Consider the following 14,714-nt stretch of genomic DNA (forward strand, 5'->3'; position numbering starts at 1 on the left):
CGATCGCTGTTATCCCCAGATTTTTTTGATTCCTTTTATATAGGGAAAATCCGGGGATAAAGGCGAACGCTCCGCTTCTTCAGGTTCTTTCTGTCCTCTCCGTTTTGTGTAAATGTTTAGTTCAATTTATATATTTAAAATTCATTTGTTCAAATGGCAGTTCATATTGAGTCTGCTTGAACGAGATTCCTTCGAGATTCTCGGGAGCGACTACGGTGACACGTCCGTTGGTAATCGGGATGAAGACTGCTTCATCATGGACGATCTTCATAATGTCGGCATACATGGATTGGCGTGAAGCCTCATCCGTGGAGACCATGACCGCATCAATTTTCTGATATAGTTCATCTGCTTCCGCAATTCCGCTTGTCGTATGCTTATAAGCCGAATCTGATGTAAATGCAGCAATGGTACTCTGTGGATCATAGGCCAGTCCCCAGGTTTGATTAAAGAGCAGATCATATTCCCCGGTGGCTCTCCGATTCGCGATGGAAGTAGACTCTTCGCCCACGATCTCAAGCTGAACACCCAATTCTTTCATCGAATACTGGATCAATTCGGCCTGTATTTTCTGTGAAGACGAGTTGCTGTCATAGTATAATTTCATGGCTAAAGGCTGACCGTTCTTCGTTCTCACCTCTTTACCGTCTGCCAATGTCCAGCCTGCTTGGTCCAGAAGCTGTTTAGCCATCTCCGGATCATACTCCCGTTTCTTCAGGTCCACCTTGGCGTAATTGACATTGGCTGAAAATAGCGTGTCCGCTACAGTCTGCGTTCCGTTGAAGATATCTTTACTGATCGTTTCCCGGTCGATGCCAACCCATAGCGCTTCTCGCACTGCCGTTTCCTGAACCGGACTATTCTGGCGACTGCTATTGGCTACGATGATATTGGTATTCATCGCTTCACTTCGAACCACTTGATAACCACCGGATTTAGCCAATTGGTCCATGGCTTCGACATCGATACTATCTGCTCCCCGGTCATCGGTGAACACAAAGTTGATTTCTCCTTTTTGCAATGCCAGGAATGTTGTTTCTCCAGCCGGAAGAACCTTGGATGTGATTTTCTTGATTGAAGGTACACCACCCCAATAGTCTTCATTGGCTTCAAACGTGGCATTCTCTTCAACTTTATGAGCTGTAAGCTTATAAGGCCCTGTACCGTGGAAACCACTCACTCCGTCTTTGGTTCCACCATCCTTGAAATCCTTGGGTGAAATGAAAACGTAAGGTCTTGTCATGGACAATTCCACCAGAGCCGGATAATAGGCTTCCGACAGCGTCAGCTCCACCGTATGCTCATCGATAACTTTTACACTTGTGATTTTGGTAGACAGCTTGATCCAGGCATGTTTTTCGGCATTCGCCTGTACTGCATCGATATTTTGTTTGACCGCCTCTGCGTTGAACGGCTCCCCATCATGGAATTTCACATCTTGTCGTAGATGAAAGGTATAGGTCTTGCCATCCTCCGAAATATCCCATGATTCAGCCAGCAATGGCTTGATCCCGTCAGGTGTGTTTTCCACCAGAGACTCATATACCATCCCTTGCGCAGGCATGGAGCCTGTATACAGATGGGGATTCATATCATTAATATCTTTGGCAGAAGCATAGATAAGTTCCGTTTGTACCTGGCTATTGGCAGGCTCCGTTTGGGCGCTCTCTTTCTTTGTTGTGCTCTGAGCGCATCCGGCGAGTAAAGCAATGGCAGACACCAGCAATAGTATGGATGTAAAAGTAAGACCCTTTTTCACAGCATTTCCTCCTGATGAGCAAATTAAATTCACACTTTACACAAGACCACTACGTGGTCAGAACAACCTTCTGATCGCCGTTATCCCCAGATTTTTTTGATCTCTTTTCCAAAGAGAAAATCCGGTGATAAATGCGAACGCTTCGCTTCTTCAGGTTCTTTCTGCCCCCTCCGTTACTGTGTAAAAAAAAATTTAATTTGCAATATTTAAATGTAATTAGACCCTTGAAAGTCCGGTGCAAATCATGCGGATATCTTCGTCGAAGGATTGGATGACAAAGGCGTTGGACACACGTTGATTCGGGTGTGCGTCAGCCACTTCCTGAAGCTTTGCTTCATATTTGGCAATAAATTGATCAATCGTTGGGCAGCTCACATCGAGGTGTCTGGCAATGCCCTGAATGATTTTGATGCGGTAGTAATCTTCCTTGGGCATACGGGGGATGTCCAGTTCCCCTTCGCGGTTCATGAACGTTTGACGGAATGGCACTGCTGAAAAGTCAAAATATTTGCCTTTCGAATCGGGTTCCGAGAATGGATCAATCAATAAGGAGGTGTACCGTATGTATAATAAATACTCTTGATGAATGACCTGCAGCTGATTGAAATTCTCGATATCCTGACGTGATATACTCTCTAATCGAACCGGATAGTTGTCATCCGTCATGAATTGAAGCAGGTTGACTCCCTGGATATGGAGCCGGTCCGTAATATTCATAATCTCCTGCCACTGCGCCCGCATATCCCGAATCAATACTTGTGTAATCGGACCTTCAGGATACACCTTGTATACGTATTTCTGAGTATCTGGAGCTCCAAAGATGGCTTCTAATGAGAAGTCATTCATGAACAAGGGTGGATGCACGTACAACGAAATATTTCTCGTTTCCGCCTCCAGTGGGGATCGCATCACTTCCAGCGCAATACCCAAACGCTCATACACTTGGCATAGCTTGCTGACCTGTTCAGACGGGTAACGAGTGGAACCGATATAGACCTTTTTCTTGACCCCTGTTGTGATCACATGATTGGACGGATGTTCGTGCATCCAACGGGTATCTCCAAGGTAGGTAGAGAAACTGATCACTTCCGGCGCTGCATTCCGCTCTCTCATATAATGGGTTACGAGTCGATTCGACCCAAACGTTGGAGAAATCAAAATAACACATTTCAGTTGTTTGATGAATTCCTCATTCATTTGTTCCAACACATCAATATATGCATCGGTGGTAACCGCCAAAATGAGTGTATCCCATTCCCCCTGGGTGGTGTCATATCCCTTGAACACATGATCAATGAAACACTCACCTGCGAGTGGCTGATGTTTCTCATTTTGAATGCTGACCTGAATACGTTGATTGCTCTCTTCGAGGGCTGCAAATATCGACGCTGAACGAACCGATCGTCTCCCCGCAATGCCTATACAGCAATTGAGATGATCTTTGAGCGTGACCGCAAGCTGAATGGATGCAGGCCCGGCTCCGAGTAACAGAATTCGCTGAAGATTGCTCATATATGCCTCCTATATTCAAAGTTCAACCTGGACTCCATTTAGATTAACTTGGACAGCTATGCTTTTTGGTACAACGCAATATCAAACACATCATCCGGGCGCAGGATCGTATCCACCAGCTTCCGCTTGCTGCTATCCGTCGCTCTCATCGGATAATTGAACAAGGACTTCAACTGATCACCGTATCTCATGGCTACAACCACCTGCGCATTCGTCAGGGCATGCAGTTGATCAAGCAGATCATATTTAGGGGCCACGGTAGAGCTGAAAATGATATGGGTTGCTTCCCTGGTATACTCCAGATTTTCCAGCAAGGTTGACTGCAAACGAATCTTCAAACCCGCGCCCAGTGTCTCCACCACTTTTCGCCCGAGTGTAATGGACTCTTCGTCAATATCGATCCCGACAACCTGTGCACCTGTTCGCTTGGCGATGAGTAATGGTGTCATGGGGAATGAACCGGAGCCTACCAACAACACTCTGGAATCGGAGGTGACATGGAAGCTGCCAAATTCTTTATCGATACACTCTTCTATGTTTTTGAAATAATCGGCAATCTGCACATCCCCGTTCTCTAACTTTAATGCACGATATTTCTCCATGATCGCCACACACTGGGCGGATTTATTTCTTAACTGCCATATAAGCGAATCCAGTTCTTCCAGCTCCGAATGCTCCAACTGTTCCCAGGCTGCCTTATTCTCCTGATCAGTCACAAAGCGGGAGTAGTCATTGATCACAGCCTCCAGCTCTGCACTATGCTGAATCGTATGATCATACTTGCTCGCGAGCTTATCGAATTTCTCTGCAAATTCACTCAAACATGTCTGAAAATGGACCAATGTGATCATTTCTTTTCCCCCTACACGTTGTCTCAATCATGTGTCATGTACTTCATGCGTTTACAACGCTCCATTCTGCTGGAATATCTATGAAGGCTTTGCCCTGTGCCACAATCCCAACAGATCCCTCAATCGTAATGCCCCCAAGTTCTGCGCCATTCCACTGGGCTACCACTTTGATCGCACCACCAGGCTGCTTGATGTACTGAGTGATCCCTCTCTGCTGGCTCCATGCGAGATAGGCTCCCACAGAGGCTGTACCCGAGCCACACCCTCTCTCCCAGATCAGACTATCCAGCTCCGGAACATAGATGAGTGGGGCCATTTCTTCCGAGTGCGATTGATATAACAAGATACCGATCAGCTTATCTCCCAGGGTTAGTCCCAGTAGCCTTGCAAGGGTCTGTGCCCTCTTTTTCATCGTATCATCGAAGTCATCCACTTCAATCACGATATGGATGAACTCAGCGTACCGGATGATTACCATATCCAGCTCGATGCCTTCGTACCGGATTGTTCGTTGTTCGATCTGCTTTGGTATCGGCATGGTTACCTGGCAGTCATATTCGTTCTGCTGTTTCTTCACATGGCACATGATCAATTGATCGGTTCCGGAAACCTCCAGCATGATATCCATAGATTCCTGTTGTGCCAGTCCTGCTTCAGATGCGAGGTGTGCTGCAAGTGCCATGCAGGCATTGCCACAGAACTCTCCTCCGGCCATTTCCAGACGTGCCACAGCTTCCGGTCTCCTCTTTGGTTCAATGAATCCCACTTGCTCAGCGTAAACGTTATCATACGACATTAGACGAGCTGCAATATGATTGTATTTTTCTGCTGCATGATCCGTTTTAACCAGAATCGTCATGTTTTGAGTGGGACTGAACTTGATAAAATCGATCTCCTGTTTCATCGCAGCGACTACTCCTGTTCTTCTTTTTTATCTAATAGTAATTATTACGATTAAAGGTCGAGAAAAATATAGCACATCCTTTTGGAGAGCGTCAACAAAATATTTCCATTTAAAAAAATAAAATTTCATAATACCTTTAGCTGCACCTCCTGTAAGAAAACCCAAACAGAGCTGACGCTTCTGCGCCAGCCCTAGCCATAATTAAACCATCTGATAAGATTCAACGAATCGTCGTCCCAAGACCGCTCTTATCAAAAAAATACGAAAAACGGTTGCCGTCGAACGGAACCGTTTCGATCTGGATATGATCCAGTGATTCACTGTACTCATCACTCTTGATGTGCTTGCACATTGTGCAGTGCTTTCTCAGCCAGTGCAGCCAGAAGATGTGCTCCCAGCGGCAGAGCCCGTTCATCCACATCAAAGCCAGGGTGATGCCACTCATGCGGGCCAGAGGTGCCCAGGAAGAGGAACAGACCGGGAACTTCTTTTTGATAAAAGGAAAAGTCCTCACCTGCTGGAGAAGGTAGCGGTCTAACACTGTTCAGTCCAATCTCACTTGCAACTTGCTCCGCCACAGATGCCAGAGCTTCATCGTTGACCACGGCAGGTGGTCCCTGAATCCAGCGAACCGTAGCACGTGTGCCATAGGCCGCCGCCACACCGGCTACCACCTGATTGAAACGCTCGCGAATTCGTGCACGCACTTTCTCATCAAAGGTACGCACTGTGCCATCGAGGATCGCTTCATCGGGAATAACGTTCCAGGCTGTGCCGCTGTGGAGCTTGGTGACGCTGATTACAGCACTCTCCTGTGCTCCTACATTGCGACTCACTATGGCCTGTAATGCCGTAACAATATGTGCGGCAACCACAATTGGATCAATGCCGGCTTCAGGCACGGCTGCATGGGTGCCTACACCTTCCACTTTGACAACAAAACCGTCTGCTGCTGCCATCAATGCGCCTTCCCGAATACCCACCGTACCCACTTGGAGATCAGGCTTGTTATGCAACCCAAATACGGCCCGAACATCGGATAATGCGCCGCTTTGGATCACTTGCCGAGCACCCGTTGCTTTTTCCTCCGAGGGCTGGAATATCAACCGTACTTTTCCCGGCAAACTGGACTCGCGCTGTTTCAGTAATCGTGCAGCACCAATCAGAATTGCCGTGTGTGCGTCATGTCCACATGCGTGCATCTTTCCATCTACCTGGGAGGCAAATTCAAGTTTTGTCTCTTCCTGAATGGGCAGCGCATCAATATCTGCTCTTAAGGCAACCACAGGACCGTCCCCTTGGCCTACTTCAGCGACAAGCCCTGTCCGCAGCGCATATTCGTCTGCAATACGGACGCCTTCCTCTTCCAGCCAACTGCGAATGGCAGCTGTCGTCTCCTTTTCCTCGCCGGACAATTCCGGGTTACGATGCAGGTGTCGCCGAATGGTGATTAAACGTTCCGCGAATTCTTCCGCCCGTTCACCGTGAAGTTCATGCTCGTGGCCCTGTGCTTGTTGCTCAGAATGCTGCTTGGGCTGTTCCAGATCACTTTTCATCACATGGCCTCCCATTCGTATATATTCACTGTTATATTAACTGCCTAATTCTATCCGATTGCAGCTTCCTGTTCCTTGGATTCCAGTGCAAATTCACTGAGTCCCTGCTCTGCCAGAATCTCACGCAACAATTCGAATGAACGAATTCGCTTGGTAAAGTCCCGTGTAGCTGTAGTCACAATGAACTCTTCTACAGCAAACTCCTGCTGGAACTTCAGCAGTGCCTGACCTACGCTTTCCTTCGTACCCCGGGTCACACTTGGCTCCAAAATCTCGATCCGATAGGTTTCGTTCGATTGACGTCCGAATTCTTCCGCCTGTTCCACAGAACCGACGGTAAGCACCTTACCACTCTCCAGATGGATCTTCACCAGCATATGCTCGCTCGCAAGTCCTTCCGCTTCTTCCTCACTCTCGGCCACAATTAACGATATGGCTAGTGCAGCGTAGGGCTCCCGTCCTTGGGAACGATTGAATTGTTCACGATATACACGGATCGCTTCAAGCGCCACCTCTATATTACTGTTAATGAACAGTGAAAAGACATAAGGGAGTCCCAGTTCCGCAGCCATGCCCGCACTATCGACACTGGCTCCGAGCACGTACAGCTCCGCTGGAATATCGGATACGGGTGAAGCAGTGAGACCCGCAAGTGGATGTGATTGATCTTCAAGCGGTTCATTGTGGATGTATCGCTTCACTTGAACAATTTTCTCTTTCAGGGATGCAGCTCCCTGAATACCTTCCTGCAATGCCTGTGTCGAACGGGGTAATCCCCCCGGCGCACGACCAATTCCCAAGTCGATTCTTCCAGGTCCGAGCGCTGCAAGTATATTGAAATTTTCAGCGACTTTATACGGGCTGTAATGTTGGAGCATCACCCCGCCAGACCCCAGACGAATCCGTTTCGTATGCGCAAGCAAGTGGGAGATGAGTACCTCTGGGGAGGAACCTGCAACATGCTGTCCATCATGGTGCTCCGATACCCAGAACCGATGGAATCCAAGCTGCTCTGCCCGCTGTGCCAGCTCAATCGTATGCCGAAAGGCTTCCACCGCCGTTTCCCCTTCATAGATGGGAGTCTGATCCAAAATGCCAACACGAATACTCATATCCTTCTCCTCCTTGGTTGTGCTGAACCACTGTTCTTGAATCACTATTAAGTTGAACTTGAGATGTTACACTTTATCACTCCGATTGCAGTACCATCTTCCGATCACGCTTCGCTTCTTCAGATTGGTTCTGCACTCTCCGTTTTGGTGTAAAAGTCAGATTCAACGTTAGACGCTTTATAACTGCCGCAGCAGTTCCCCGAAGGGTTCTGCCAATGGCGAATATTCTTCCTTTAAAGTAACAACGCTGATCTGCAACGATACACCTGCTACCTCATGTACCTGAATGGGGAACAGCTCCTGATTCTGCACTTCCTTCTTCACCGTGAGTCCCGGGAGAAAGGCAATGCCTGCCCCTTGCATAACCAGTTTCTTCGCCGTCTCCGAATTATCGACATGATATGTAATATTCGGCGGATGTTCCAGCGAGTCGAAAGCCCGGTGAATGCGCAGCCAGTCCAGTGAACCACATTCAAAAAAGACCAGTTGCTCATTCCGGATGGCTTCCATGCTGACATGCCCGCTCTCAATGAATGGATGTCCTTTGTACACATAGAGCTGGATCGGATCTTCATAAAAAGCAACCGTACGGATCGCAGGATGCATGACCTTGCGCACAAAAGCAAGATCGATCTCCTGACCAAGCAGTTTGGCAATCAGCTGATCCGTCGTTGCTGTCGTTAATTTGATGTTAATTTCGGGGTAAGCTTCCTTGATCTTAGGTAGAAAATCGGGAATGACATAGTTAGATACCGATACTGTACTACCGAGCCGAAGAGCATCCGGTGTTGATCGCCGTTGCTGAATCTTCTGCTTGCCCTTCTGAATCACTTGCAGCACTTGCTGCGCATATGGAAGGAATTTCCTACCTTCCTCTGTCAGCACAATTTGCTTGCCAAGCCGATCAAACAACTTGCAGCCCAGCTCCCTTTCCAGTGACTGAATGCGAGCTGTAACCGAAGGTTGGGACAAGAAGAGTACTTCGGCAGCCTTATTGAAGCTTCCATAATGATTGATATATACAAATGCTTCAATATTCTCGATATTCATGAGCGCCTCCGTATCCACGTCCGCAGACGTTTGATCTTATATTGATTTATCCAATATACTTACTTGGTTTTATGATATCGTAATCCCATCCTTTTCCAGTGTCAATATCAATTCTTCCAGCGAGCGATCCAGACGTGTGGTAACATCTGCCGAGAGTACAAATTTTCCATCATCCAATCGTTCAATTCCCTGATCCACAGCATACACGCCACCCAAGATATGTCTTCCACCAAGGGCTGCCAGAACAGGTTTCAATGCATAATCAATGGCGAGCAGATGAGCAATGGAGCCACCGATGACGAGCGGAAGTGTCAACTTACCCCGTAATCCTTCTTGCGGAATCAGATCCAGGAACAGCTTTAGCACGCCGGAGTATGATGCCTTGTATACCGGTGTAGCCACAATAACGGCATCCGCCGCCTCCACGACAGCGAGTGCATCACGAATGAATGAGCTGTCAAACCGAGCTTGCACCAGATCCTCAGCGGGCAGATCCACAACGTGAATAACTTTAACGGTGATACCTGCCTCCGTTAATTTTTGGCTGCTGTAATCCGTCAGACCTGTCAAACGCGAACGTTTGGAAGGTGATCCTGCAATAATGACAACATGTGACATGAATTTCTCCTCCTCAAGCGTAAACGGCTGTCGCCGTCCTCTGGTGGCACAGCTACCGTTTCGCAGTGAAATATAAAAATGGATAGGGTGAAACTTATAAATTCTTATATTTTGGAATAGCGGTCAAGCCGCTCCTTTTACTTTGGGGTCCAGCCGATCGCGAATATCGTCTCCAATCAGATTAACCGCCAGTACAAACAAAGTGATCGCCAGCCCCGGGAACGTACAGATCCACCAGGCAACCGTCAGATAACCTCTACCTTGTGAGAGCAATGCGCCCCAATCCGGTATTTCCTTCAACACCCCAAGTCCCAGAAAACTGAGTCCGGAGCCCGTAAGGATCGATGTCCCTACACCCAGCGTAGCCATGACCAGCAAGGGTGACAACGAATGTGGCAGTACATGTTTCCAGAAAATACGTGTATTGGAACCGCCCAGTGAACGTGTCGCTGTAATGAAAGGCAGACCTTTAACTGATATGACCTGCCCACGCATCACCCGTGCGTAGCCCGGAATGGAGGAAACCGCAACAGCCAGTGCAATGTTCATCAGTCCTGGCCCGAGAGCAGCTGCAACAGACAATGCAAGGAGCACGCCGGGTACAGCCATCAGAATATCAACAGCCCGCATCGTGATGGTATCAACAATTCCTCCGGCATAACCGGAGATAATACCAAGCGCACTACCGACAATACCGCCCACAAGAACGGAAGCAAATCCAATGAGCAGCGAATCTCGGCTTCCATGCACAACTACACTGAAGATATCCCTGCCAAAATAGTCCGTCCCGAACAGGTGCGCAGCAGAAGGAGCCTGCAGAATGGCATCCGTCATCATCTGAGTTGGATCATAAGGAGCAATCCAACCCGGCACAATCGCACATGCCACGGTAAACACGACCACCAGCAATGCTGCATAAAAGAATAATCGGGATACCGCGAGTGAAACGCGATAACGCCAAGGGCGGCGATTCCACAGACGTATACGTCCTACGCCCGCCCATACTTTTTTGTCACCAACCAAAGGTTTCATGCTCATAAGCAACAACTCCTCCTTCCATACTCCGCGTCAGGACACTTCTGACTGTTCCGGCTGTCATCATGTTCGGACTGCACGCCGAACCCGGGGATCAATGTACGAATACGAGATATCCACCAGCAAATTCAAGACCACATAGATAATGGATGTAAAGAAAACAACGCCTTGCACCACGGGCAGATCCTTAGCCATTAGCGCATCCGCAATAATTCGGCCGATCCCCTGTCTAGAAAAGACGGTCTCCACCACAACGGTTCCCGCGAGCAGATCACCAATCAGCATGCCGATTACCGTTACAGCAGGAATAAGGGCATTACGCAGTGCATGACCATACATGATGGCACGTTCCGAAAGCCCTTTGGCCCGTAACGCCACGATAAACGGTTCATTGATCACTTCCAGCATGCTGTTCCGCACCATCCGTACGATAAAACCTGCGCCCACGAGACCCAGCGTAGCCGCGGGAAGAACCAGTGAACTGAATCCGTCGGAACCCATCGCCGGGAACCAGCCAAGCTGTACTGAAAATAACAGGATGAGCAGAATTCCCGTCCAGAAGGTTGGCATGGAAATGCCGAACAGTCCAACGAGCCTGGCGACGAAATCAATCACGCCATTGCGATGAATCGCAGACAATACACCAAGTGTAATTCCAATCGTGATGGCAATGATTGAACTGAGTGCGGTCAAAGCCAGTGTCGCTGGAAAATGTTCCAGTATTTTTGGCAAAACCGGATCCGAATTGATCATTGATTTACCGAAATCTCCACGCAGCATATCACCGAAATAGTTCGCAAACTGGATATAAAACGGTTGATCCAGTCCTAGCTGAACCCGTAGATTCTCGATCATCTCCGGGGTAGCCGAGGACGGGTCCAGCATGAGCAGAACCGGATCACCCGGCAGGAGATACATGATGCAGTACACCAGCACCGAAGCTCCGAAAATAACCAGAAGCGATGTTGCGAGTCGTGACAGTATCGTTTGAACCATACCGGGATATCTCCTTCCTGAATCTGGATTGGTCGTTCCTATAGTGCGTGTTCAAAAAGACCAGTTTTCATATTCGATGCTGATCATGCCATTAGGCATGACTCGCAATCAAAAGTGGACTTTTTGAACAACCTCTGTTAGGGCTGAATGCGAACGTCGTTAAAGAGTGGATACCCCAATGAATCAAACTTGATGCCTTCGACCTTTTTGGATGCAGCGACGGTATACGGGAATACATAGATCGGCAGAATTACCGCTTGCTCAATCAGGTATTGCTGGATTTGATTATAGATCTGAACACGTTTATCAGGATCCGTCTCGACCGCTCCCTGCTCTAACAGTTCATCGATCTTCGGATCAGACAAACCGGACAATGTCGGACGCTCGCCCTCTGCACTCGTATGATAGAAAGCGTACAAGGCATTGGGATCAGAATTGACCTGACTGTTGCCATAGAGATCATAATCCCAGTTCTGATAGATGACTGTTGCTACGTCTTTTGTAATCTCGACTTCAACAGCAATGCCAACCTGTTTCAACTGTTGTTGGATAATGGCGGCGATGTCATTGCGTTTCTCCCGATTGGGCGAACCATCGACATACCGTAGAGTCAGCTTTTGGCCGTCTTTGGCACGAATGCCGTCAGCGCCTTTCACCCAGCCTTGTTCATCGAGCAGCTGATTGGCTTTGTTGATGTCCGGGTTGATGCTTCCTTCCAGCGATGCATCATAACCCAGGATTCCAGGAGACAGTGCAGACCATGCTCGTTCGTAGTTGCCCAGATACAATGTTTTGACAATCGATTCCACATCTACGGCGGATTGTACCGCCTGCCTTACTTTCACATCATCCCAAGGCGCTTTGCGCAGATTGAAAAAGAGTGTATATGGCAATCCCACCGTGTTAGCCTGCAATAGTTGCTGGTTCGGATCGTTTTTCAATGCAGCGATATTTTGCGGTGGAACCGTCTCGGCAGCGAGTACCTGACTACTCTGTACACTTCCGATGCGCGTCGCTTCTTCCGGTACAATCTTGAATGTAATCGTATCCACATGGGGCGCGGCTTTATTTTCAACCGTCTCAGGTCCCCAGTTGTAATCCTTGTTTTTGGCAACGACGATATCCGCATTTTCATCCCATTTCACAAAGGTATACGGACCTGTGCCCACCGGATTTTTACCTAATTGGTCTCCATATTTTTGAGCAGCCGTAGGGGATACGATTCCCAGCAGCGCCTGACTTAAATTGCCAAGAAAAGCTTGCGATGGTGATTCCAGATTTACCTTGATCGTATATTCATCAATGACCTCGGAGGAGCTATAGGGTCTAATCAGGGCTAGAGAATTGGCAGCTTTGGTGGCCGGGTCAATCACCCGGTCCAGATTGTATTTCACGGCTTCCGCATTAAAAGGTGTACCATCGTGGAACTTCACGCCTTCACGCAGCTTGAACGTATAACTCTTGCCGTCCTCGGATACGCTCCATTCCGTGGCAAGCCACGGTTTGATGGAACCATCAGGCAGCTGCACGACAAGATTGTCGTAGATCGTCCGGATGGCACGTACCGTTACGGCAAGCCCACTGCGATGAGGGTCCAGCGTATCGGGTGAAGTTGCAAGTGCAAAAGTCAGGTTGCCTCCTTCGGCTTGCCCGGCCTGCCCCCCGCCTGATGCCTGTGCCGTACTGTTCGTGCTGCCTCCCGCCGCTCCGCAACCGGATAATACCATCACCAATACTGCTGCCAATGCCATATATTTCATCCATGAGATAGACCTGTTCATATCGCTTCCCCCTCTGTGTATACAGGTGTCATTAAATTGATGTTTATACCAATACTCTATATATCCTATGAGTTAAGTCGGTTTTAAGGTAGTACGAAACGTAGTAATTACTTTATTACTGTTTGGAGAACACAACAGACAAAATCAAATGCTCGTTCGCTCCCTATCCGTTATGCCAAATCAGATACAACTTGCTTCTTCGCAGCCGTATAACGGTTAACCGGAATCTGTACCCCAAGGTTACCTCGCAATGTATCGTGTTCATAGTCCGTACGATACAGACCGCGTTCTTGCAGAATCGGAACAACCAGTTCCACAAAATCAGACAATCCACTTGGCAGCTCCGAAGCAATAATGAAACCATCCGCTGCTTCCGTCTCAAACCATTCCTGAATCTTGTCAGCGACCTGCTCCGGTGTGCCCAGGAATTTGCTGCGTGGTGTTGCTGCCCGCAGAGCCACTTCACGCAAGGTCAATCCTTGCTCTTTGGCATCCTTCTTGATCTTGTCGGTTCCACTGCGGAAGCTGTTGCTTCCAATGCCATTCAGCTCCGGGAACGGTTCATCCAATGGATATTGGGAGAAATCATGATGTTCGAAGAAACGTCCCAGGTAATCCAATGCTTTGTCAATCGTGACCAAGCTTGCGATTTCCTGATATTTCTGTTCAGCCTCCTCTTCCGTCCGTCCAACAATAGGATTGATGCCTGGCAGAATAACAATATCCTGTGAAGAACGTCCATAGGAAGCCGCTCGTGTTTTGACATCCTTATAAAATGCCTGTGCATCTTCAATACTGTCGTGCCCGGTGAATACTGCATCCGCTTCTTGTGCCGCCAGCGTTTTTCCATCTTCCGATGAACCTGCCTGGAAAATCACCGGCTGTCCTTGCCGTGAACGGGCAATATTGAGCGGACCTTGTACGGAAAAAAACTCTCCTTCATGATTAAGCGTGTGCAGCTTGGATGGATCGAAGAATACACCGCTCTCTTTGTCTCTTACAAAGGCATCATCTTCCCAAGAGTCCCACAACCCTTTGGTTACCTGTAAATATTCCGCGGCAATGCGATAACGTTCCGGATGCGAAGGGTGACTGCTCTTACTATAGTTCTTCGCTGTACCTTCCAGCGGAGAAGTCACGACGTTCCAGCCTGCACGGCCATCACTGATCTGATCGAGGGAACCGAACTGTCTGGCTACGGTGAACGGATCACTATAGGATGTCGAGAGGGTACCCACCAATCCAATGCGTGAAGTAACGGCAGCCAAAGCGGAGAGGATACTGATTGGTTCGAAGCGATTGAGGAAATGCGGAATGGATTTCTCGGTAATATACAGGCCGTCTGCGATAAAGACCAGATCGAACTTGCCTTCCTCCGCTTTCAGTGCCTGACGTTTGTAGAATCCAAAGTTAACGCTGGCATCCGACAGAACCTCCGGGTGTCTCCATGTGGTGTTGCTTCCTCCAACCCCATGAATAATGGCTCCAAATTTCAAACTGCGTTTCGCTGTCATATGCACTCCGCCTTCCTTGGTTTAGA

General features: G+C 48.4%; 12 protein-coding genes. All 12 read right to left on the reverse strand.

Annotated elements, in window-relative coordinates; all coding sequences use genetic code 11:
* Nucleotides 1–121: 121 nt before the first annotated feature.
* A complete protein-coding gene (cntA, locus tag MHI12_RS24435) occupies nucleotides 122–1,759 on the reverse strand; it encodes a staphylopine-dependent metal ABC transporter substrate-binding lipoprotein (protein ID WP_405170578.1) in 1,638 nt (545 codons plus the stop codon).
* Nucleotides 1,760–1,975: 216 nt separating this feature from the next.
* On the reverse strand, nucleotides 1,976–3,271 hold the full coding sequence (locus MHI12_RS24440) for an opine metallophore biosynthesis dehydrogenase (RefSeq protein ID WP_405170579.1): 1,296 nt from the start codon (nucleotides 3,269–3,271) through the stop codon (nucleotides 1,976–1,978).
* A 56-nt stretch (nucleotides 3,272–3,327) separates the two neighbouring features.
* Nucleotides 3,328–4,122 carry an SAM-dependent methyltransferase gene (locus MHI12_RS24445; protein ID WP_405170580.1) on the reverse strand — a complete coding sequence of 265 codons (795 nt, stop codon included), beginning with the start codon at nucleotides 4,120–4,122 and terminating at the stop codon, nucleotides 3,328–3,330.
* A 43-nt stretch (nucleotides 4,123–4,165) separates the two neighbouring features.
* Nucleotides 4,166–5,026: a diaminopimelate epimerase gene (locus tag MHI12_RS24450; RefSeq protein ID WP_405170581.1), complete on the reverse strand. Its 861-nt coding sequence runs from the start codon at nucleotides 5,024–5,026 to the stop codon at nucleotides 4,166–4,168.
* A 329-nt stretch (nucleotides 5,027–5,355) separates the two neighbouring features.
* Nucleotides 5,356–6,582, reverse strand: a complete 1,227-nt coding sequence (locus MHI12_RS24455) for an amidohydrolase (protein ID WP_405170582.1) — start codon at nucleotides 6,580–6,582, stop codon at nucleotides 5,356–5,358.
* Between the two features lie 50 nt (nucleotides 6,583–6,632).
* Nucleotides 6,633–7,694, reverse strand: coding sequence for an LLM class flavin-dependent oxidoreductase (locus MHI12_RS24460; protein WP_405170583.1), 1,062 nt, complete (start codon nucleotides 7,692–7,694; stop codon nucleotides 6,633–6,635).
* A 177-nt stretch (nucleotides 7,695–7,871) separates the two neighbouring features.
* Complete coding sequence (locus MHI12_RS24465) at nucleotides 7,872–8,744, reverse strand: LysR family transcriptional regulator (RefSeq protein ID WP_017692495.1); 873 nt, start codon at nucleotides 8,742–8,744, stop codon at nucleotides 7,872–7,874.
* Nucleotides 8,745–8,813: 69 nt separating this feature from the next.
* Nucleotides 8,814–9,362: an NADPH-dependent FMN reductase gene (gene ssuE / locus MHI12_RS24470; RefSeq protein WP_405170584.1), complete on the reverse strand. Its 549-nt coding sequence runs from the start codon at nucleotides 9,360–9,362 to the stop codon at nucleotides 8,814–8,816.
* A 123-nt stretch (nucleotides 9,363–9,485) separates the two neighbouring features.
* Entirely contained in the window at nucleotides 9,486–10,400 is a 915-nt protein-coding gene (locus MHI12_RS24475) for an ABC transporter permease (RefSeq protein WP_405170585.1), read from the reverse strand.
* 60 nt (nucleotides 10,401–10,460) lie between these two features.
* Entirely contained in the window at nucleotides 10,461–11,393 is a 933-nt protein-coding gene (locus MHI12_RS24480) for an ABC transporter permease (protein WP_036605816.1), read from the reverse strand.
* 137 nt (nucleotides 11,394–11,530) lie between these two features.
* Nucleotides 11,531–13,174 carry an ABC transporter substrate-binding protein gene (locus MHI12_RS24485; RefSeq protein WP_405170586.1) on the reverse strand — a complete coding sequence of 548 codons (1,644 nt, stop codon included), beginning with the start codon at nucleotides 13,172–13,174 and terminating at the stop codon, nucleotides 11,531–11,533.
* 170 nt (nucleotides 13,175–13,344) lie between these two features.
* Nucleotides 13,345–14,688, reverse strand: coding sequence for an LLM class flavin-dependent oxidoreductase (locus MHI12_RS24490; RefSeq protein WP_405170587.1), 1,344 nt, complete (start codon nucleotides 14,686–14,688; stop codon nucleotides 13,345–13,347).
* Nucleotides 14,689–14,714: the final 26 nt, after the last annotated feature.

This window comes from Paenibacillus sp. FSL H8-0280 (assembly GCF_045040665.1).
GTDB lineage: Bacteria > Bacillota > Bacilli > Paenibacillales > Paenibacillaceae > Paenibacillus > Paenibacillus xylanexedens_A.

Coding starts and splice junctions, on each gene's coding strand:
- MHI12_RS24440 (WP_405170579.1), bottom strand. CDS start 3,271: ATGAGCAATCTTCAGCGAATTCTGTTACTCGGAGCCGGGCCTGCATCC.
- MHI12_RS24450 (WP_405170581.1), bottom strand. CDS start 5,026: ATGAAACAGGAGATCGATTTTATCAAGTTCAGTCCCACTCAAAACATG.
- MHI12_RS24475 (WP_405170585.1), bottom strand. CDS start 10,400: ATGAGCATGAAACCTTTGGTTGGTGACAAAAAAGTATGGGCGGGCGTA.
- MHI12_RS24465 (WP_017692495.1), bottom strand. CDS start 8,744: ATGAATATCGAGAATATTGAAGCATTTGTATATATCAATCATTATGGA.
- MHI12_RS24490 (WP_405170587.1), bottom strand. CDS start 14,688: ATGACAGCGAAACGCAGTTTGAAATTTGGAGCCATTATTCATGGGGTT.
- MHI12_RS24485 (WP_405170586.1), bottom strand. CDS start 13,174: ATGAACAGGTCTATCTCATGGATGAAATATATGGCATTGGCAGCAGTA.
- ssuE (WP_405170584.1), bottom strand. CDS start 9,362: ATGTCACATGTTGTCATTATTGCAGGATCACCTTCCAAACGTTCGCGT.
- MHI12_RS24445 (WP_405170580.1), bottom strand. CDS start 4,122: ATGATCACATTGGTCCATTTTCAGACATGTTTGAGTGAATTTGCAGAG.
- MHI12_RS24455 (WP_405170582.1), bottom strand. CDS start 6,582: ATGAAAAGTGATCTGGAACAGCCCAAGCAGCATTCTGAGCAACAAGCA.
- MHI12_RS24460 (WP_405170583.1), bottom strand. CDS start 7,694: ATGAGTATTCGTGTTGGCATTTTGGATCAGACTCCCATCTATGAAGGG.
- MHI12_RS24480 (WP_036605816.1), bottom strand. CDS start 11,393: ATGGTTCAAACGATACTGTCACGACTCGCAACATCGCTTCTGGTTATT.